The sequence below is a fragment of the Nocardioides sp. GCM10028917 genome, from assembly GCF_042666175.1.
GTDB lineage: Bacteria > Actinomycetota > Actinomycetes > Propionibacteriales > Nocardioidaceae > Nocardioides.
On record NZ_JBHTFL010000008.1, the window covers coordinates 215110 to 233178 of the forward strand.

An 18069-nucleotide genomic window follows, 5' to 3' on the forward strand; every position below is an offset into this window, starting at 1 on the left:
TATTTACTGACCGATCGGTCTGCTATTAGTGTGTCACCAGTCACTCCGGCGCGCAAACACCGGCTGCCCTGACGAACCGCACCCCGATCCCCGAGGGAGACCCCCGTGAGCCGACTGCTCGAGAGCTATGCCGCCGGACGGTGGTACGCCGCGTCCGCGGAGGGCCACCCGCTCCTCGACGCGGCCACCGGCGAGGAGGTCGCGCGGATCTCCAGCGCAGGCCTCGACCTCGGCGCGATGGCCCACCACGCGCGCACGGTCGGCGGGCCGGCGATCCGCGAGCTGACCTTCCACGAGCGAGCGCTGCTCCTCAAGGAGCTCGCCACGCACCTGACCGGGCTCAAGGACGAGCTCTACGAGCTGTCGCTGGCCACCGGCGCGACCCGACGCGACTCGATGATCGACATCGACGGCGGCTTCGGCACCGTGTTCAGCTATTCCTCCAAGGGCCGTCGCGAGCTCCCCAACGCCCACGTGGTGTGCGACGGCGACCTCGAGCAGCTCGGCCGCACCGGCGTCTTCCTCGGCCAGCACGTCTACACCTCGCGCCCCGGCGTCGCCGTGCAGATCAACGCCTTCAACTTCCCCGTCTGGGGGATGCTCGAGAAGCTCGCGCCGGCCTTCATCGCCGGCCTGCCGACGATCGTGAAGCCCGCCAGCCAGACGGCCTACCTGACCGAGCTCGTGGTGCGCCGCATCATCGAGTCGCGGATCCTGCCCGAGGGCTCGCTCCAGCTGCTCGCCGGATCGGCCGGCGACCTGCTCGACCACCTCGGCGTCCAGGACTCGGTGGCCTTCACCGGCTCGGCGCACACCGCCGGGATCCTGCGCCAGCACCCCTCGGTGCTCCACGGCGGCGTCCAGCTCCAGGTCGAGGCCGACTCGCTCAACTGCTCGGTGCTCGGGCCCGACATCACGTCGAGCGACCCGGAGTGGGACCTCTTCGTCAAGGGCGTCGTCACCGAGATGACCGCCAAGGCGGGGCAGAAGTGCACGGCCATCCGTCGCGTCATCGTGCCGTCTGCGGTGGCCGACGAGATGACCGACGCGATCTCTGCGAAGCTCGCCACGATCACGGTCGGCGACCCCGGCGACGAGTCCGTCCGGATGGGCCCGCTCGCCTCCCTCGGCCAGCGCGACGAGGTCCGCAAGGCCGTCGAGGCCCTGCGCTCCTCGGCCGACGTCGTCCTCGGCGACCCCGCCGCCACCACGGGGTTCGCCGGCGACGGTGAGCGCGGCGCCTTCATGGCGCCCGTCCTGCTCAGGGCCCGCGCCGGCGCCGTCGAGCCCCACGACGTGGAGCCGTTCGGGCCGGTGTCGACCGTGATGTCGTACGACTCCCTCAACGAGGCGGTCACGCTGGCCGCGCGCGGCAAGGGCTCGCTCGTCGGCTCCGTCGTCACCCACGACCCGGACGTCGCCCGCACCCTGGTGCTCGGTCTTGCGCCGTGGCACGGCCGGATCCTCGTCCTCGACCGCGACGACGCCCCGGAGAGCACCGGTCACGGCTCTCCCCTGCCCATGCTCGTGCACGGCGGGCCGGGTCGCGCCGGCGGCGGCGAGGAGCTCGGCGGCGTGCGCGGCGTGCTCCACCACATGCAGCGCTCGGCCATCCAGGCCTCCCCCGACATGCTCACTGCGATCACCGGCCGCTGGACGCGCGGCTCGCGGCGCCACGAGACGCCCGAGCACCCCTTCCGCCACTCGCTCGCGACACTGCAGGTCGGCGACACGATCGCCTCCGGGTCGCGGGTGATCTCACGCGAGGACATCGACCACTTCTCCGACTTCACCGGTGACACCTTCTACGCCCACACCGACCCCGAGGCGGCGGCGCAGAACCCGCTCTTCGGCGGGATCGTCGCCCACGGCTACCTCATCGTGTCGATGGCCGCCGGGCTGTTCGTCGATCCCGCGCCCGGCCCGGTGCTCGCCAACTTCGGCGTGGACAGCCTCCGCTTCCTGACCCCGGTCAAGGCCGGCGACTCGATCCGCGTGACGCTGACCGTCAAGCAGATCACCCCGCGCTCCTCGGCCGACTACGGCGAGGTCCGCTGGGACGCGCTGGTGACCAACCAGGACGACGAGCCGGTCGCGACGTACGACGTGCTGACGCTGGTCGCCAAGGAGGCCTGAGGCTGGTCCCGTGGAGCGGTGCGTGACGCAGGTTCTGCGGCACCAGAACATGGCTTACGCACCGCTCCGGCCAGCCGCTAGGTTCTCCTCGTGAGCCGGTCAGCGCAGCGCGTCGTCGGGATCGTCGTCCTGCTCGTCCTCGGCGTGCTCAGCCTGCCGGCGGCGGCGTCCGTCCTCGAGGAGGGCACGGAGAACTGGATCGTGCCGGCGCAGCTCGTCGTGATGGCGGCCGTCGGAGCGGCGGTCACGGTCTTGCTCCCCGGTCTGGCCCGCGAGGGCGCGACCACCGGGCGCCGGGCGATGACCGGGGCGTGGTGGGGCCTGCTGGCCGCGGCCGTGGGCGTGGTCGTCTTCTGGCTGCTGATCAGCGGCATCGGTGGTGCGTGAGGAGTCTCGTGCCCTCCCGGTAGGTTGCGTCCATGGCACAGAAGAAGTCCTGGGGCGACATGACGCCCACGCAGAAGAAGATCGTCGCCGTGGCCGGGATCGTGGAGGTCGCCCTCACCGCGTGGTGCGCCAGGGACCTCAAGCAGCGCCCCGCCGAGCTCGTGCGAGGACCCAAGCTGCTGTGGGCACCGGCGCTGTCGGTGCAGCCGGTCGGCCCGCTCGCCTACCTGCTCCTGGGCCGCAAGCGCTGACCCACCCGTGACCCTCGGCCCCCACCTCCGGGACCTCGGGCCCTGACGTACGCCGATCGTGCGTCGCACGCTGGTGTCGAGGAGGCGAGCGACATGAGGCGCACGATCGTCGCGGCCGTGGTCGCGGGTGCACTGGTGGGCGCGGGAGCGAGCGCCGCGGTGACGGCGCACGACGACGACGGCTGGTCCCACCCGATGCCAGCCGGTCAACGTGGCGGGCACCTGGGCCACCGGATGAGCGGGCTCGGTGGCCACCTGGCCGGCTTCAGGACCGGGCACCACCTCTCCGCTGCGAGCGAGAAGGAGTACCTCGCCGAGATGGTGGCCCACCACCAGGAGGCGATCGAGGCGGCGCGCGAGCTGCGCCGGTCGGACCGCGCGACCATGCGCCGCTTCGGCGCGAGGATCGTCGAGGCGCAGACGGTCCAGGTCGAGCAGATGGAGTCCTGGCTGGCGGAGTGGCATCCCGATGACTCCACCGACGTGGACTACGAGCCGATGATGCGCGACCTCACCAGGCTCTCCGGCGATCGCCTCGACCAGACCTTCCTGGAGGACATGGTCGCGCACCACATGACGGCGGTGATGATGTCGCAGCACGGGCTGGCGTCGGGGCTGTTCGAGCACGACGAGGTCGCCGTCCTGGCCGCTGACATCCGCGACGACCAGCGTCTCGAGATCGTTCGGATGCGCGGGTGGTTGCACGACTGGTTCGGCACCCGCTGGATGCACTGACCGCCGCCCTCCAGAAGCCGACGTCGGCCTGAGCCCGCCGATCACCCGCTGTAGGGGACCTCGCTGCGCCAGTGGGCGTCGTCCGTCGCGACCGCGTCCCAGATCGCGTCGGCGACCCGGTCGGGGGTGAACGCACCCTCGCGCGCCAGTGCCCCGCGCACGGTGACGGAGACGGCGCGGATCCCGTCGCCGGCCAGGGTCTTGTCGATGCTGTGCACGAGGTTGCGCACGCCCGCCTTCTGCACCCCCAGCGACGCGGCGCGCTCCGACGGCTCGTCGGCCGCCATGCTGCCGGTCACGCTGATCCGCCCGCCGGCGGACATGAAGGGGCGCGCCGCTTGCACCGCGGTCAGCAGGGCGCCCACCCCGAGCGCGACGTCCTCGACCAGCTCGGCGACCGTGAGGGCGAGCGGGTCCTTCTCGCGGAAGGCGCTGGGGTTGAAGTGCAGGACGTCGATGTGCCCGGTGTGCTCGCCGAAGCGTCGTACGGCGTCGCGCGCCGCCTGCTCGTCGGTGACGTCGACGCACGCATGGCCGACGGTCGCACCCCGGGCGCCGAGATCGGTCACCAGCTGGTCGAGCACCTGCTGTTCCTGGCCGAGGAGCCCCACGTCGTAGCCCTCGTCGGCGAAGCGGCGCGCGACGGACCCGCTCACGCCCGGCCCGGCACCCACGACCACGATCACTGGTCTGCTCATGGGGTCGTTTCTACCGGAGCCGGGTGGGTCCCGCGCGCCTCAGGGCTTGTGGGGGTGCTCGCCGGTGGGGTCGTCGGGGATGGCGTCGGGTCCCTGGGCTCCCTCGTCGACCTCGCCGGGGTGCGGGTCGGGCTGCCCGGCGACCGAGTCGCCCGAGCTGATCGGCTCTCCGAACTCGGATGCCGTCTCGGAGACCTGGCCCTCGTTGCCGTCCCGGTCGGTCTTGTCCTCGTTGGGCGATGCGCTCATCGTGCTCCTCCTGGTGGGCGTGTGCCTCCACACAATCACCGGGCACCCGAGGAGGGCTCACCTGAGCGGGTGGTGGGAGGTCGGGCGTGGCTGGCTAACGTCGACGCATGACGCGCTTCGGATACACCCTGATGACCGAGCAGAGCGGCCCGCGCGAGCTGGTGTCGTACGCCGTCGCCGCCGAGAAGGCCGGCTTCGACTTCGAGGTGATGAGCGACCACTTCTCCCCGTGGCTCACCGAGCAGGGGCACGCGCCGTACGCCTGGACGACGCTCGGCGCGGTCGCGCAGGCCACCGAGCGCGTGGGGCTGATGACGTACGTGACGTGCCCGACGCTGCGCTACCACCCGGCCGTCGTCGCCCAGAAGGCCGCGACGCTGCAGATCCTCGCCGAGGGCCGCTTCACCCTCGGCCTCGGCAGCGGCGAGAACCTCAACGAGCACGTCGTGGGCGAGGGCTGGCCCGCGATCGCCGAGCGGCAGGACATGCTCGCCGAGGCGATCGAGGTCATCCGGGCCCTGCACACCGGTGAGCTCGTCGACCACCGCGGCGACTTCTTCCAGGTCGACTCCGCCCGCATCTGGGACTTGCCCGACGAGGGCGTCGACATCGGCGTCGCGGTCGCCGGCGACCGGGCGATCGCGCGGTTCGCGCCGTTGGCCGACCACCTCGTGGCCGTGGAGCCCAAGGCCGACATCGTCGAGTCCTGGAACGGCGTCGACGGCGCCCCGCGCATCGGCGAGGACGCGCGCGCAGTCGGCCAGATCCCGATCTGCTGGGACCCTGACGAGGACGCCGCGATCACGCGCGCGCACGAGCAGTTCCGCTGGTTCGGCGGCGGCTGGTCGGTCAACGCCGACCTCCCCACCCCGGCCGGCTTCTCCGCCGCGACGACGTACGTCCGGCCCGAGGACGTCGCGGAGTCCATCCCCTGCGGACCCGACCTCGACAAGGTCGTCGAGGCCGTCTCGGCCTACTGGGAAGCGGGCTTCACCGACGTCGCCCTCGTCCAGATCGGCGACGAGGGACAGGACCGGTTCATCAGCGAGGCGGCCGGCCCGCTGCTGGAGAAGCTGCGGGCGGCCGCGCCCTGAGCCCTGCCCCGGCCTGTCAGCTGATCGCGGTGAACCGGCCCCGACGATGCGTCGGTGTCTCGATCTCGTCCAGGATCGCCAGCGCGAGGTCGTCGGCCGAGATCGTCGACGCACCGTCGGCGTCGCGCAGCAGCACGTCGCCGCCCAGGACGTAGGCACCCTTCGACTCCGTGCCGAGCCACGAGCCGAAGTCCGCGGGCGGGCTGACGTAGAACCAGTCGAGCGACTCCGGGCTCTGCTGGCAGAGCGCGAAGGTGTCGAGGCCGGTCTGCACCTCGGGCTTCACCTCGTCGGGCAGCTGGTCCTTCGTGACGTCCCACAGGCGCGGTCCGCCGTCCTCGGTGAGCAGGGAGGACGCGCCGCCGACGTAGCCGAGGCGCGTCGGGGTTCCGGCCAGGCGTGCGATGAGCTCCTCGACGACACCCTCGACCTTGCCGGCCATGTCGCCACGGGGTGACAGCGCGACGAGCACCACGTCCCGCCCGGCGGTGGTGTGCTCCAGGACGTCGCTGTCGAGCACGGAGCCTTCGACGTAGTCCGCTCCGGGGACCGGTGAGGACGGCGCCGTACGACTCACTGCCGTCACGTCGTGCCCGCGCTTGCGGGCCTCCGCGACCACCGCCGCGCCTACGTATCCAGTGCCGCCGAGGACGGTGATGCGTGCCATGAGGTCAGTTCCTTTGTCGAGTGGGTGAGGGTGAGCGGTCAGCGCCAGCCGAGGTCCGGCGCCACCTCGGTGAGCACCGTCTCCAGGATGTGGGCGTTGTAGTCCACGCCGAGCTGGTTGGGCACCGTGAGGAGCAGGGTGTCGGCCGCGGCGACGGCCTCGTCCTCGGCGAGCTCCTTGACCAGGACGTCGGGCTCGGCGGCGTACGTCTTGCCGAACACCGCGCGCAGGTTGGCCTCGATCTGGCCGAACTGGTCGGAGCTGGTGCCCTCGTGCCCGAAGTACATCCGGTCGAGGTCGGTCGTGATCGGCATGATCGAGCGGCTCACGGACACGCGGGGCTCGACCTCGTGGCCGGCCTCGCGCCAGGCCTCGCGGAAGACCTCGATCTGCTTGCGCTGCTGGACGTGGAACGGCTCGCCCGACTCGTCGGCCTTGAGCGTCGAGCTCATCAGGTGCATGCCCTTCTCCGCCGCCCACCGGGCGGTGGCGTCAGAGGCGGCGCCCCACCAGATGCGCTCGCGCAGGCCCTCGGAGTGCGGCTCGACACGCAGCAGGCCCGGCGGGTTGGGGAACATCGGGCGCGGGTTGGGCTGGGCGAACCCCTCCCCCTGCAGCACCTGCAGCAGCACCTCGGTGTGCCGCCGGGCCATGTCGGCCTGGTCCTCGCCCTCGACGGGGGCGTAGCCGAAGTAGCGCCAGCCCTCGATCACCTGCTCCGGTGATCCCCGGCTGATGCCGAGCTGCAGCCGCCCACCGGCGATGAGGTCGGCGGATCCCGCGTCCTCGGCCATGTAGAGCGGGTTCTCGTAGCGCATGTCGATCACGCCGGTGCCGATCTCGATGCGGCTCGTGCGCGCCCCGACGGCGGCGAGAAGCGGGAACGGCGAGGCGAGCTGCCGGGCGAAGTGGTGCACCCGGAAGTACGCACCGTCGGCACCAAGCTCCTCGGCCGCGACCGCGAGGTCGATCGACTGCAGGAGGGTGTCGGACGCCGTCCGGACCGCCGACTGAGGACTGTCGGTCCAGTGGCCGAAGTTCAGGAACCCGATCTTCTTCATGCCTGGTTCAACGCTCAACCACCGGCGTTGTTCCCGTAGACGCGACCGACGCTGGGCGGACGCCCCGGCGCGGCGAGCGAGAGGACGGCCCGCGCGATCTCGGGACGCTCCTCGAGGTGGTCCTCGAGGCGCTGCAGCTCGTCGGCGGCCTCGCTCTCGGCGTCGTCGCCCACCAGGTCGACCGAGCCCACGAGGAAGAGCCGCTCGGGGCCGACGTACTGCAGGTGCAGCGTGCTGACCGTCTGCACCTCGGGACGCTCGCGGAGCCAGCCCAGCACCGTGTCGTAGATGCGCGGGTCGGCGACCTGGCCGACGAGGAAGGCCATGTTGCGGCGCAGGAGGTAGACCGCCACCCAGCCGAGCAGCAGGCCGACGAGGATCGACCCGATCGCGTCCCACACGGGGTCGCCGGTGGCCTGGTGGAGCGCGAGGCCGCTCACCGCGATGACGATGCCGACGAGCGCGGCGGAGTCCTCGAGGAAGACCGCGCGCAACGTCGGGTCGGAGGTCTGGTCGAGGAACCTCGCGTGGCTGACGTCGGCGGACCGGGCACCGCGGCGCACCTGGCGCCACGCCTGCGTGAAGGAGATGCCCTCGAGCACGAACGCAGCACCCATGACGACGTACGCCCAGAAGTACTCGGCCTCCTCCTCCTCGGCGCCCAGCGACTGGACGCCGTGGATGACCGACACCGCCGCGCCGACCGCGAACAGGCCGAAGGCCGCGATCATCGACCACACGTAGGCCTCGCGGCCGTGGCCGAGCGGATGGCCCTCGTCGGCCGGCTTCTCCGACCTCCGCTCCGCGACCACGAGGAACACCTCGTTGCCCGCGTCGGCCCAGGAGTGGGCCGCCTCGGCGACCATCGACGCCGAACCGGTGACGGCGGCGACGATGCTCTTCAGGACCGCCAGGACCGTGTTGGCGGCCAGCGCCACGATGACGGTGAGCACAGGCTCAGACTGCCCGGTCCGAGGTGGTCTGCGCCTGCCCCGCACGGCTGCCGACGTACGCCCGCGCCCGCAGGGCGGCCACCCCACGCGGTGCCAGGCGCCACGGCAGCGGCGAGTGGAGCACCGGGTCGAAGTCCGGTCGCGAGAGGCTGGAGCGGCGGTCCACCCGGATCGTGCCGGACTGCACCTCGCCAGCCGGTCCCACCACCCGGATGGTGAAGGTCACCGGCAGCCGGTCGAGGAGCACGTCCGGCTCCGGTGAGTCGAGGCCCGCGTCAGGCGCCTGCACGATGACCTGCAGCCTTTCGCCCGCCGGGGACCGCCACCACATCAGCGAGGTCAGGGTGGCGCCGGACCAGGTCTGTCGCGGCACGAGCAGGTAGCGCCGCCACCCCTTGATGCCGGGTGCGGTCGTGCAGAGCACGTCGACAGGCAGGTGGTGGAGGAGACGGACGGCGATGCCCAGGAGGTCACCCACGCCGCGCGGCGTGCCGACGCCCTTGGAGAGCCGGACCAGGCAGTCGACCTCCCCGGGCGCCAGCGGCCCCAGTCCCCGGACCTCGGCGCGCCCCTCGTAGAGGACGCCGTCGGGATGGAAGGCGGGGGCGGAGCGCAGGACGGCGAGCAGCTCGAAGGCGCGGCGGAACGGGGCGGGCACGTCCGCTAGTACCCCTGCGCGGCGGCAGCAGTCGTCGCGCCGACCGCTGAGATCATCTTGCGCTTCTGGGGGACGTGATATCCAATATATTGCATGCCGGTCCCGGAGTCCCCCGTTCTTCTTCGCACCACCCTGCTGCGCGACTCGGTGCACGACCGGCTGCGCGACGCGATCGTCGACGGCACCCTCGCGCCGGGCGAGGTGGTGCGCGACACCGAGCTCGCGACCTGGCTCGGCGTGAGCCGTACGCCGGTGCGCGAGGCGCTGCTGCGGCTCGGCGAGACCGGGCTCGTCCGGTCGGCACCCGGCCGCTCGACCGTCGTCGCGGAGATCGACCTGGCCGAGGTGCGCGAGGCCCACGCCGTCGTGGTCGCCATGCACCGCCTCGCGGTCACGGAGGCCGTCGCCCGGCTCACCGACGACGACGTGGAGCTGATGCGAGCCGCCAACCGCCGCTTCGCTGCCGCGATCGAGGCCCACGACACCGATGCCGCGCTGACCGCGGACGACGACTTCCACTGGGTCGCGGTCGAGGTCTCCGGCAACCGGGCCCTCGCCACCGTGCTCGACCAGTTCGGACCCGTCGTACGCCGCCTCGAGCGCCGCCGCTTCGCCTCCCACGCCGGGGAGCAGTCGGTGCTGCTGCACGAGCGCCTCGTCGAGGCGTGCGTAGGCCGCGACGGGGACGCTGCCGCCGACGTCGCCTTCCGCACCTGGCAGAACCTCGCCGACCTCATCCCCGACCCCGACCAACCCGCCGAGCCCGTCCAGCCCACCCAGCCCGCCCAGCAGGAGACCTCATGATCCTCGAGCAGTTCGAGCGCCACCCGCTCACCTTCGGCCCCTCACCCGTCCACCACCTGAAGCGGCTCTCCGACCACCTCGCCGCGAAGGGCGGTGGCGCGCAGGTGTGGGCCAAGCGCGAGGACGTCAACAGCGGTCTCGCCTTCGGCGGCAACAAGGTCCGCAAGCTGGAGTACATCGTTCCCGACGTGCTGGCCAGCGGCGCCGACACCCTGGTCTCCATCGGTGGCTTCCAGTCCAACCATACCCGTCAGGTCGCCGCCGTCGCCGCCCACCTCGGCCTGAAGTGCCGGCTCGTGCAGGAGAAGTGGGTGCCGTGGGACGACCCGACCAACACCCAGGTCGGCAACATCCTGCTGAGCCGGATGATGGGCGCCGACTCCCGCCTCGACCCGCACGGCTTCGACATCGGCATCCGCGACTCGTGGAAGGACGCGATCCGCGAGGTCGAGGAGGCCGGCGGCACGCCGTACGCCATCCCGGCGGGCGCCAGCGAGCACCGGCTCGGCGGCCTCGGGTTCGCCAGCTGGGCCTTCGAGGTGGCCGAGCAGGAGAAGGCGCTCGGCATCACCTTCGACACGATCGTGGTCTGCACGGTCACCGGATCGACCCACGCCGGGATGATCGCCGGCTTCGCAGCGCTCGAGGACCTCACCGGCGTACGCCGCCGCGTGCTCGGCATCGACGCCAGCGCGACGCTCGAGAAGACCCGCGACCAGGTGGCGCGCATCGCCCGGCACACCGCGGAGCTGATCGAGCTCGGCCGCGACCTGCGCGACGACGAGATCACCGTGCTGGACGGGTGGGCCGGGGAGCTCTACGGCCTTCCGGTCGACTCGACCATGGAGGCGATGGCGCTCGGCGCGCAGCTCGAGGCGATGATCACCGACCCGGTCTACGAGGGGAAGTCGCTCGCCGGCCTCATCGACCTCGTCACCGGGGGCGAGATCCCGCGTGACTCGCACGTGCTCTACGCCCACCTCGGCGGGCAGCCGGCGATCAACGCCTACCACTCGCTCTGGCCCGGGCAGGGCTGACGCGGACCTCAGCTGAGGGCGAAGTCGACGGCCGCCAGCGCGTGCAGGCGGGTGGTGGCGAAGACGGGCACCTCGACGTCGTCGGGTCCGAGCAGCAGCTCGATCTCGGTGCAGCCGAGGACGACGCCCTCGGCGCCGTCGGCGACGAGCCGCTCCACCACGTCGACGTACGCCGCCCGCGACTCGTCGCGCACGACGCCGTGGACGAGCTCGCCGTAGATCACCTCGTGCACGAGCTCACGGTCCTCACTCGGCGGGACGAGCGCCTCGACGCCGTGGGTGGCGAGCCGGTCCCGCAGGAAGTCCTGCTCCATGGTGAATCTCGTGCCGAGCAGCGCGACCCGCGAGAGCCCGGCACCGCGGACGGCCGCGGCGGTCACGTCGGCGATGTGGATCAGCGGCACACCGGTCGCCGCCTCGATCGCGTCGGCGACCTTGTGCATCGTGTTGGTGCAGAGCACCACGCACTCCGCGCCGGCCGCCTCGAGCGCGGCAGCCTCGGCGGCGAGCAGGCGGCCGGCGGCGTCCCACTCCCCCGCCGCCTGCATGGCCTCGACCTCGGCGAAGTCGACGGAGGACATGAGCACGCGTGCCGAGTGGTAGCCGCCGAGGCGGTCGCGGACCGCCTCGTTGAGGATCGCGTAGTAGAGCGCCGAGCTCTCCCAGCTCATCCCGCCGAGCAGGCCGATCTTGCGCATCGTCGGTGCAGCAGCGTCCATGCCCCCATTGAACCGGCTGGGCCCAGCGCGCCGACCAGCGTCGGGACTACCGTGGCGGCATGGCCAGCACGCCCCTGGTGAGCTCCGGCGGGTTCGTCGTCCACCCGGCGACGCACGCGCGCTTCGACGACGTGCGCACGATGGTCGGCCCGAAGAACCCCACGTCCAGCGTCTGCTGGTGCCTGAGCCACCGCATCCCGGCGAAGGACAACCGCGAGCTTGCCGGGCCCGACCGCGGGGCGTACGTCGAGGCGCTGACGCGCAAGCGCACCAAGCCGGGCGTGCTGGCCTACGACGGCGACGAGGTCGTCGGCTGGGCGGCCGTCGCCCCGCGCGCGGAGCTGCCCTTCGCCCGCTCGACGAAGATCCCGCACGTCGACGACCAGCCCGCGTGGTCGGTGTGGTGCATCCGGGTCCGCCCCGGGCACCGGGGCCGCGGCATCTCGCACGTGCTCCTCCACGGTGCGGTCACGTACGCCGCCGAGCGCGGCGCCCCGGTCGTCGAGGGCTATCCGGTGGACAACCAGGGGCGGAAGGTCGACCTGACGATGGCCTACGTCGGCACCCGCAAGCTGTTCGAGGACGCCGGCTTCGAGATGGCCGCGACCACCGAGGCCACCTCGGCGGGGTTCCCGCGCGTGGTCATGCGGCGGGAGGCCTGACCGCCGTGCCACGACTCGCCCGCCGCTCCCCCGACTCGGTCCGGCAGCCCGTCACTGCTACCTTTTGTCAAGTAACTCAGTGGACTATGAGAGGTGTGCGTCGTGGGGACGAACGAGGGTGACTGTCGGGTCGTCGTGGTGGGAGCCGGTGCCGCCGGCACCCTGGTGGCCACCCACCTGGTGACGGCGCTCTCGTCGCGCTTCCGCGTCGAGCTGGTCGACCCGGCGCCGAGCACCGGCCGCGGCCAGGCCTACTCGACCACGGACGAGCGCCACCTCCTCAACGTCCCGGCCTCGGGGATGAGCGCGTTCCCCCGCGACCCCGAGCACTTCCTCCGCTGGCTGCGCAACCACCACGACGCCAAGTTCCAGCCCCACGACTTCGCGCCGCGCGCGGCGTTCGGTCGCTACATCGAGAGCCTGCTGACCACCGCGACCGAGTTCCCCGGCAACGCCCGGCTCGTACGCCGCCACGCCGAGGTCGCCGACATCAGCCGCTCCGGCGACGGGTTCGTCGTCGAGCTCGCCGACGGGGAGCAGCTCGAGGCGCGGGCAGTCGTGCTGGCCACCAGCAGCCGCCCGGGCACCGGGTGGGCCCCGCCCGAGCTGGCGGCCGACGCCCGCCTGGTCGCCGACCCGTGGACGCAGGCGATCCCCGAGGTCGGCGACGTGCTGATGCTGGGCTCGGGCCTGACCATGGTGGACCTCGCGATCAGCGCCGACCGGCCCGACCGCACCATCCACGTGGTCTCGCGCACCGATGCCGTGCCGCAGCCCCACGTGCTGCCCACGACTCCCCCGGTGCCGCCGCCGCCCGGCATCACCCGGACCCAGGACCTCGACACGCTCCGCTCGACCCTGACCGCGCACGTGGAGGAGACCGTCGCGAGCACCGGCGACTGGCGAGCCGCGGTCGACGGGCTCCGTCCCGTCACCTCCCAGCTGTGGCGAGGGCTGTCGGAGGCCGACAAGCGACGCTTCATCGCCGAGGACGCCCGCTCGTGGGACGTGCACCGGCACCGGATGGCCCCGGCCACCTCCCGGCGCCTCGACGCGATCGCGGCCGAGGGCAGGCTCGTGCGCCACCGCGGCACCCTCGCCGCCGTGCGCGCCGACCGGTCCGCCCTCCACGTCACCCTCGACGACGGGACGACCCTGCGCGTCGCGGCGGTGGTCAACTGCACCGGCCCGGTCGGCTCCATCGCCGCCGACCCGCTGCTCACCCGCCTGGCCCAGACGGGCCTGGTCCGGCCCGGCCCGGCCGGTCTGGGCATCGACACCGCCGACGACGGTCGCATCCTCGGCACCCTGCCCGACACGCTCCCCTTCCTCGCCGTCGGCTCGCTGCGCCGCGGCAACCTGTGGGAGTCCACGGCGATGCCCGAGATCCGCGAGCAGGCCTACGACGTGGCGCGCATCGTGAGCCGGTCGCTGCACGGCGAGGCCCGCCGCCGCCCGGTCGACCCCTACGGCCTGACGCTCTCCACCAGCCCGGACGCCGCCGAGCGCTACAACGCCGCGCTCGGCCGGTTGCTGCGCCTCCAGGACGGCGTCGAGGAGGGCCTCGCCGACGCGGTCGCCGCCGACGAGGGGTTCGTGCAGGCCCACGCCGCCCTCGCGCTGCTCGGGCACGAGTGGGGCGCCAACACCCACTGGCGCGCGTCGTTGCGCGCCGCCCACCGGGCCGCGTCCGACCGCCACCTCGACGACCGTGAGTCCTCGTTCCTCGACGCCGTCACCACCCGGCTGCGCACCGACGAGGCCACGGGCGCCGCGGCGCTTCTCCGGCACGTACGCCTCTTCCCGCGCGACGCCCTCGCCGTCAGCGTCGCGGTGCCGACCGTCGCCTTCGGCGGGCTCACCAGCGGCACCCAGACGGCCGAGCTCGTCGAGTCGCTGGGCCGCTCCTACGGCGACGACTGGTGGTACGCCGGCCAGCTGGCGTTCGTCCGCCAGGACCAGGAGCGCTGGGCCGAGGCCGAGGACCTCTCCTCCTACGCCCTCTCCGTCGAGCCCGCCTCCGGCCACGCCGTCCACGCGCGGGCCCACGTCTACTACGAGACCGGCGACCACACGACCGGCCTGGCGTGGCTCGACGAGTGGATCCGCACCCGCGGGCCCGAGGCGAACCACCGCTCCCACTTCTCCTGGCACGCCGCGCTCCACGAGCTGATGCGGGACGACGTCGAGGCCGTACGCCGCCGCTACGCCCGCGAGCTCGCCCCGTCGGTCGTCAGCGGCAGCAGGGTCGTGGTCGACAGCGGGTCGCTGCTCTGGCGCGGACGGGTGACGGGCGCGTGGACCGACGACCTGCCCGTGGCCGAGGTGCGGGCGCAGGCCCCGGCCGAGTGGCTGACCGCACCCCCGACGCCGTTCGCCGCGATGCACAGCGCCGTCCTCCTCGCCGCTGACGCCGATGCCGCCGCGCTGACCGAGCTGGGGGCCCACGCCGAGCGGAGCGACGACCGGGTCTTCCGCGACGTCGTGGCTCCCCTGTGCACCGGTCTCGTCCACGTCGTCGAGGAGCGCTGGAACGCCGCTGCCGCGACGCTGACCGGCGTGGTCGGCACGATGGCACCGCTGGGCGGCAGCCGGGCCCAGCGCGAGGTCGTCGAGGACACCCTCGTGCACGCCCTGGCGATGGCCGGGCGCACCACCGAGGCCGCGGAGCTGCTCGACCAGCGCCTCTCCCGGCGCTCCTCCGCGCTCGACGCGCGGCGTCGCGCCGCGGTGTCCGCGACGAGCGAGTCGGTCGGCAGCTGATGGCGCTCGACGGCTTCAGCGGGGTCGCGGTGACCACGATGATCAGCCTCGCGATCGTCGACCTGCACGTCGAGCTGGTCGCGGGCGCGGCCGCCTGGACCGCCGGCTGGTGGTTGCTGCGAGAGCCGGGTGGCAGCCCCCACTGAGCCGTCGGAGGCCCACGGGTCTGCCGGGACAGCCGTTACGGCACCGGGGCCGCGGGCGTACGGGCCACGACCGCGGCGGCGGCCACGAGGTCCCACCCGGGCGTGAAGCCGTTGCGTCGCAGCAGCCGGTCGCGGTGCTCCTCGTAGAGGTCGAGCAGGCGAAGCACCGACGCCAGGACCGGCGCGTCCGGGTCGTCGCCCGGCACCTCACAGGCATGGCGCGCGACGACGAGCGGCACCTCGGGGTCGAGGCCCCGCTGCATGGCCTCGAGGGCGGCGAGGAGGTTGGTCGACGCGGCCTCCGGGAACGGCCACACCTCGCAGGCCTCCTCGGCCGGCGGCGGCCCCAGGTCGAGCGGCTCGGCGCCGTCGAGGATGCGCGTGGCCTGTCCCCCGAGCACCGAGGCGACCTGCTCCGGGGTGAGCCCCGCCTGCAGGGCGCACCGGCCGGTGGCCGTCAGGTGGGAGACGGGCGTGCTGTAGGGCAGGTCGCTCCCGGCGAGGACCCGGCCGGGCGGGACGAGGCGGAAGAGCGCCATCAGGTGCGCGGGCGTCCACCAGGAGGTGTCGAAGAACAGGTTCGGCACGTCGGTGACATGGCGGTGCAGCCGGCCGAGGTCCGAGAGCCCGCAGTGGGCGAGCACGAGCCGGAGGTCGGGCCACCGCTCGCACAGGTCGAGGACCGCCGCGCCGGTCGAGCCGACCTCCGGACCGCCGTGCACCACCACCGGGTGCCGGCGCTCGTGCGCCAGCGCGAACGCCGGCTCCAGCCGCGGGTCGGCCAGGTCGAGCTCGTCGCTGGACAGGTGCAGCTTCAGGCCTCGAGAGCCGGCGTCGAGGAGCTTCTCCACCGCGTCGACCTCGTCGGGCACCACCCGCACCAAGGCGGTCAGTGCGCCGTCACTGCGGCCGGCCACGTCCAGGCAGGCCTCGTTGGCAGCGAGGTAGCTGCCGTCCGGCTCCGACAGCGGGAAGACCAGCGCCCGCGCGCGGGCGGACGCGACCGCTCCCATCAGCTCCTCAGCGGTCGCCGAGACGGAGTCCCGGTCCCCCAGGTGGGTGTGCACGTCGAGCGCAGGCCCGTCGGGCAGGTCCTCCACGAGCCGGTCGTACCACGGCTGCACCAGGTGGTCGGCGTACACGGCTCAGCCGTCCAGGTCGGTGGTGCGGGCGACGAGGTCGGCCAGGAGGGCCGGCATGCCACCGGCCGCGACGACCCGTCGTTGGCGGTTCGGCTCGGTCTCTCCGGCGACCGCGGCGTCGAGCACGTCGAGCGGGGCCTCCATCCGGTCCGTGGCCAGCACGGCCCGCGCCTCGGCGACCACACGGCCGGCGATCTCGCGCAGGGAGCGCAGCGACCGGTCGACGTCCACGACCCGCGTGTCGAGGCCGTAGCGGGCGGCGCGGTGGTCGTTGACCGCCAGCACGTCGTCCTCGAGGTCGACCTCGTCGGGCGACTCGACGGCGCGCCGGGCGATCCCCTGCACCAGGGCGGTCAGCGCGGCGACCGTCGACAGTGACGGCACGGCGTCCATCACCCGCACCTCGAGCGTCCCCAGCAGCGGTCGTGGCCGCATCTCCCACCACACGTAGGTGTGGTCGGACGCCTCGGCCGCGGCCATCAACGCCTCCGTGCGCTCGACGTAGTCGTCCCAGGACCGCAGCAGCGGCGGCATCGTGGTCCGGGGGTAGGAGCGGATGATGGCCGCCCGGGCCGTGGCCTGACCCGAGTCCAGACCGTGCCAGTACGGCGATCCCGCGGCGAGGGCGCGCAGGAGCGGCAGCCGGTTGCGCAGTCCGCGGTAGGCCAGCATCGCCGTGCGTTCGTCGGGCAGCCCGACGTGGACCTGCAGGGCCGCGGTGGGTGTGCGCAGCAGGCCGGCGTACTCGTCGATGATGCGGTCGTAGCGCGGCGACGTGGCGATGTCGGGGACACCGACGGCCGCGGTCGGGTGCACCCCCGCGGCCAGGACTCGCCCGCCCTGCTTCTCGACGAGCGCTCGGAGGTCGCGCAGCGAGCGCCACGCGTCCTCGGCGCTCCTGCACACCGGGGTGTTGAGCTCGACCTGGTCGACGTAGATCTCGCCGGTCACGACGCCGGCGTCGGGCAGGGTCTGCGACATCGCCTCCACGAGCGGGGCGGCCGCGGCGCCCATCAGCTCGTCGCGGTCGTCGACGAGCATGAGCTCCTCCTCCACCCCGACGGTGAACTCGCCGCCCGGCACGTGCGACGGCACCGCCGACATCCCGCTCGTCATGGCGCACAGGTGCCCCTCCGGGCATCGCGTCATGCGCTGTTGCTCACCGTCGCGGCGGCACCGACAGCCGGATGACCTTCTTCCACGCGCTGGCGACCTGCCGCCACAGCGGGGCGGTGTTGTACGCCAGCCCGTGGCGCTCGAAGAGCTCCCGAACGGGTCCCGCGATCTCGCGGTAGCGGTTGCTGGGCAGGTCGGGGAACAGGTGGTGCTCGATCTGGTGCGAGAGGTTGCCGCACAGCACGTGGAGCAGCGGCGGGCCCGAGACGTCGGCGGAGCCGAGCATCTGGCGGAGGTACCACCGCCCGCGCGTCTCGTGCTCGTCGAGCTCGGCCACCTCGAACGTCGCCACGCCCTCTGGGAAGTGGCCGCACATGATCACCGAGTGGCTCCACACGTTGCGCGCGAGGTTGGCGGCGAGGTTGGCGGTGAGGGTGGTGCGGGCCGACCCGGTGGGCACCGAGAGCAGGGGGTGCAGGACGTAGTCGCGCAGCGCGTTGCGCGCGGCCCGGCGCGCCGTCGTGCGCATCTCCACCTTCTGCTCTGACGAGAAGCCCTCACCGGAGCGGAGCGACTCGCCGAGGTCGAGGTCGTACATGGCGATGCCGTACTCGAAGATGCAGGCGTTGACGAGGTTCCACAGCGGCTGCGCCAGGTGGCGCGGCTCCCACTCCTGGGCCTCGTCGACGCGCATGATGCCGTAGCCGAGGTCGTTGTCCTTGCCCAGCACGTTGGTGTTGACGTGGTGCCGGTCGTTGTGGGCGCGCCGCCACTGCTCGGGCGCCGACGCG

Annotated in this window: 20 protein-coding genes; 10 read left to right on the forward strand and 10 right to left on the reverse strand. The window is 72.9% G+C overall.

The features are described 5' to 3' along the window. Positions 1-105: 105 nt before the first annotated feature. From paaZ to ACFQW6_RS17500, 4 genes are all read left to right on the forward strand, one after another. Positions 106-2136 (forward strand): phenylacetic acid degradation bifunctional protein PaaZ, encoded by a 2031-nt coding sequence (gene paaZ / locus ACFQW6_RS17485; RefSeq protein WP_378548237.1) that lies wholly within the window; start codon positions 106-108, stop codon positions 2134-2136. A 90-nt stretch (positions 2137-2226) separates the two neighbouring features. Beyond that, positions 2227-2523 (forward strand): hypothetical protein, encoded by a 297-nt coding sequence (locus ACFQW6_RS17490; RefSeq protein WP_378548240.1) that lies wholly within the window; start codon positions 2227-2229, stop codon positions 2521-2523. A 32-nt stretch (positions 2524-2555) separates the two neighbouring features. Beyond that, entirely contained in the window at positions 2556-2774 is a 219-nt protein-coding gene (locus ACFQW6_RS17495) for a PLD nuclease N-terminal domain-containing protein (RefSeq protein ID WP_378548243.1), read from the forward strand. A 93-nt stretch (positions 2775-2867) separates the two neighbouring features. Further along, a complete protein-coding gene (locus ACFQW6_RS17500; RefSeq protein WP_378548246.1) occupies positions 2868-3509 on the forward strand; it encodes a DUF305 domain-containing protein in 642 nt (213 codons plus the stop codon). Positions 3510-3550: 41 nt separating this feature from the next. Here ACFQW6_RS17500 and ACFQW6_RS17505 read toward each other — a convergent pair whose 3' ends face one another. Both ACFQW6_RS17505 and ACFQW6_RS17510 read right to left on the reverse strand, forming a co-directional pair. Continuing rightward, positions 3551-4207: an SDR family oxidoreductase gene (locus ACFQW6_RS17505; RefSeq protein WP_378548249.1), complete on the reverse strand. Its 657-nt coding sequence runs from the start codon at positions 4205-4207 to the stop codon at positions 3551-3553. Between the two features lie 39 nt (positions 4208-4246). Then, positions 4247-4456, reverse strand: coding sequence for a hypothetical protein (locus tag ACFQW6_RS17510; RefSeq protein ID WP_378548252.1), 210 nt, complete (start codon positions 4454-4456; stop codon positions 4247-4249). A gap of 107 nt (positions 4457-4563) precedes the next feature. Between ACFQW6_RS17510 and ACFQW6_RS17515 the strand changes: the two genes are divergently transcribed. Further along, complete coding sequence (locus tag ACFQW6_RS17515) at positions 4564-5550, forward strand: LLM class F420-dependent oxidoreductase (RefSeq protein WP_378548255.1); 987 nt, start codon at positions 4564-4566, stop codon at positions 5548-5550. Between the two features lie 16 nt (positions 5551-5566). Here the strand turns inward: ACFQW6_RS17515 and ACFQW6_RS17520 are convergent, their stop codons facing one another. The 4 genes from ACFQW6_RS17520 to ACFQW6_RS17535 are packed head-to-tail and all read right to left on the reverse strand — an operon-like array spanning position 5567 to position 8889. Then, positions 5567-6217, reverse strand: coding sequence for an NAD(P)-dependent oxidoreductase (locus tag ACFQW6_RS17520; RefSeq protein WP_378548258.1), 651 nt, complete (start codon positions 6215-6217; stop codon positions 5567-5569). Positions 6218-6255: 38 nt separating this feature from the next. Continuing rightward, positions 6256-7278: an LLM class flavin-dependent oxidoreductase gene (locus tag ACFQW6_RS17525; protein ID WP_378548261.1), complete on the reverse strand. Its 1023-nt coding sequence runs from the start codon at positions 7276-7278 to the stop codon at positions 6256-6258. A gap of 14 nt (positions 7279-7292) precedes the next feature. Further along, on the reverse strand, positions 7293-8231 hold the full coding sequence (locus ACFQW6_RS17530; RefSeq protein WP_378548264.1) for a cation diffusion facilitator family transporter: 939 nt from the start codon (positions 8229-8231) through the stop codon (positions 7293-7295). Positions 8232-8235: 4 nt separating this feature from the next. After that, complete coding sequence (locus ACFQW6_RS17535; RefSeq protein ID WP_378548267.1) at positions 8236-8889, reverse strand: hypothetical protein; 654 nt, start codon at positions 8887-8889, stop codon at positions 8236-8238. 93 nt (positions 8890-8982) lie between these two features. Between ACFQW6_RS17535 and ACFQW6_RS17540 the strand changes: the two genes are divergently transcribed. Beyond that, a complete protein-coding gene (locus ACFQW6_RS17540; protein ID WP_378548270.1) occupies positions 8983-9693 on the forward strand; it encodes a GntR family transcriptional regulator in 711 nt (236 codons plus the stop codon). Further along, positions 9690-10730, forward strand: a complete 1041-nt coding sequence (locus ACFQW6_RS17545; protein ID WP_378548272.1) for a 1-aminocyclopropane-1-carboxylate deaminase — start codon at positions 9690-9692, stop codon at positions 10728-10730. The genes ACFQW6_RS17540 and ACFQW6_RS17545 overlap by 4 nt, the downstream gene beginning before the upstream one ends. 8 nt (positions 10731-10738) lie before the next feature. Here ACFQW6_RS17545 and ACFQW6_RS17550 read toward each other — a convergent pair whose 3' ends face one another. Then, positions 10739-11449, reverse strand: coding sequence for an aspartate/glutamate racemase family protein (locus ACFQW6_RS17550; protein WP_378548275.1), 711 nt, complete (start codon positions 11447-11449; stop codon positions 10739-10741). A gap of 59 nt (positions 11450-11508) precedes the next feature. On the opposite strand from ACFQW6_RS17550, the gene ACFQW6_RS17555 reads away from it, so the two are divergent. The 3 genes from ACFQW6_RS17555 to ACFQW6_RS17565 all read left to right on the forward strand — a co-directional run bounded on the left by ACFQW6_RS17555 (position 11509) and on the right by ACFQW6_RS17565 (position 15020). Then, positions 11509-12111 (forward strand): GNAT family N-acetyltransferase, encoded by a 603-nt coding sequence (locus tag ACFQW6_RS17555; protein WP_378548278.1) that lies wholly within the window; start codon positions 11509-11511, stop codon positions 12109-12111. Between the two features lie 102 nt (positions 12112-12213). After that, entirely contained in the window at positions 12214-14874 is a 2661-nt protein-coding gene (locus ACFQW6_RS17560) for an FAD/NAD(P)-binding protein (protein WP_378548281.1), read from the forward strand. Next, on the forward strand, positions 14874-15020 hold the full coding sequence (locus tag ACFQW6_RS17565; RefSeq protein ID WP_378548284.1) for a hypothetical protein: 147 nt from the start codon (positions 14874-14876) through the stop codon (positions 15018-15020). Before ACFQW6_RS17560 ends, ACFQW6_RS17565 begins: the two co-directional genes overlap by 1 nt. A gap of 35 nt (positions 15021-15055) precedes the next feature. On the opposite strand, the gene ACFQW6_RS17570 is transcribed toward ACFQW6_RS17565, so the two are convergent. The 3 genes from ACFQW6_RS17570 to ACFQW6_RS17580 all read right to left on the reverse strand — a co-directional run. Next, a complete protein-coding gene (locus ACFQW6_RS17570; protein ID WP_378548287.1) occupies positions 15056-16162 on the reverse strand; it encodes an amidohydrolase family protein in 1107 nt (368 codons plus the stop codon). A 3-nt stretch (positions 16163-16165) separates the two neighbouring features. Further along, positions 16166-17311, reverse strand: coding sequence for a YbdK family carboxylate-amine ligase (locus ACFQW6_RS17575; protein WP_378548290.1), 1146 nt, complete (start codon positions 17309-17311; stop codon positions 16166-16168). A 10-nt stretch (positions 17312-17321) separates the two neighbouring features. Further along, a partial coding sequence (locus ACFQW6_RS17580; RefSeq protein ID WP_378548293.1) for a fatty acid desaturase family protein occupies positions 17322-18069 on the reverse strand: 748 nt, incomplete at its 5' end.

Coding starts and splice junctions, on each gene's coding strand:
- ACFQW6_RS17495 (WP_378548243.1), top strand. CDS start 2,556: ATGGCACAGAAGAAGTCCTGGGGCGACATGACGCCCACGCAGAAGAAG.
- ACFQW6_RS17500 (WP_378548246.1), top strand. CDS start 2,868: ATGAGGCGCACGATCGTCGCGGCCGTGGTCGCGGGTGCACTGGTGGGC.
- ACFQW6_RS17505 (WP_378548249.1), bottom strand. CDS start 4,207: ATGAGCAGACCAGTGATCGTGGTCGTGGGTGCCGGGCCGGGCGTGAGC.
- ACFQW6_RS17510 (WP_378548252.1), bottom strand. CDS start 4,456: ATGAGCGCATCGCCCAACGAGGACAAGACCGACCGGGACGGCAACGAG.
- ACFQW6_RS17515 (WP_378548255.1), top strand. CDS start 4,564: ATGACGCGCTTCGGATACACCCTGATGACCGAGCAGAGCGGCCCGCGC.
- ACFQW6_RS17520 (WP_378548258.1), bottom strand. CDS start 6,217: ATGGCACGCATCACCGTCCTCGGCGGCACTGGATACGTAGGCGCGGCG.
- ACFQW6_RS17525 (WP_378548261.1), bottom strand. CDS start 7,278: ATGAAGAAGATCGGGTTCCTGAACTTCGGCCACTGGACCGACAGTCCT.
- ACFQW6_RS17540 (WP_378548270.1), top strand. CDS start 8,983: ATGCCGGTCCCGGAGTCCCCCGTTCTTCTTCGCACCACCCTGCTGCGC.
- ACFQW6_RS17545 (WP_378548272.1), top strand. CDS start 9,690: ATGATCCTCGAGCAGTTCGAGCGCCACCCGCTCACCTTCGGCCCCTCA.
- ACFQW6_RS17550 (WP_378548275.1), bottom strand. CDS start 11,449: ATGGACGCTGCTGCACCGACGATGCGCAAGATCGGCCTGCTCGGCGGG.
- ACFQW6_RS17555 (WP_378548278.1), top strand. CDS start 11,509: ATGGCCAGCACGCCCCTGGTGAGCTCCGGCGGGTTCGTCGTCCACCCG.
- ACFQW6_RS17565 (WP_378548284.1), top strand. CDS start 14,874: ATGGCGCTCGACGGCTTCAGCGGGGTCGCGGTGACCACGATGATCAGC.
- ACFQW6_RS17575 (WP_378548290.1), bottom strand. CDS start 17,311: ATGACGCGATGCCCGGAGGGGCACCTGTGCGCCATGACGAGCGGGATG.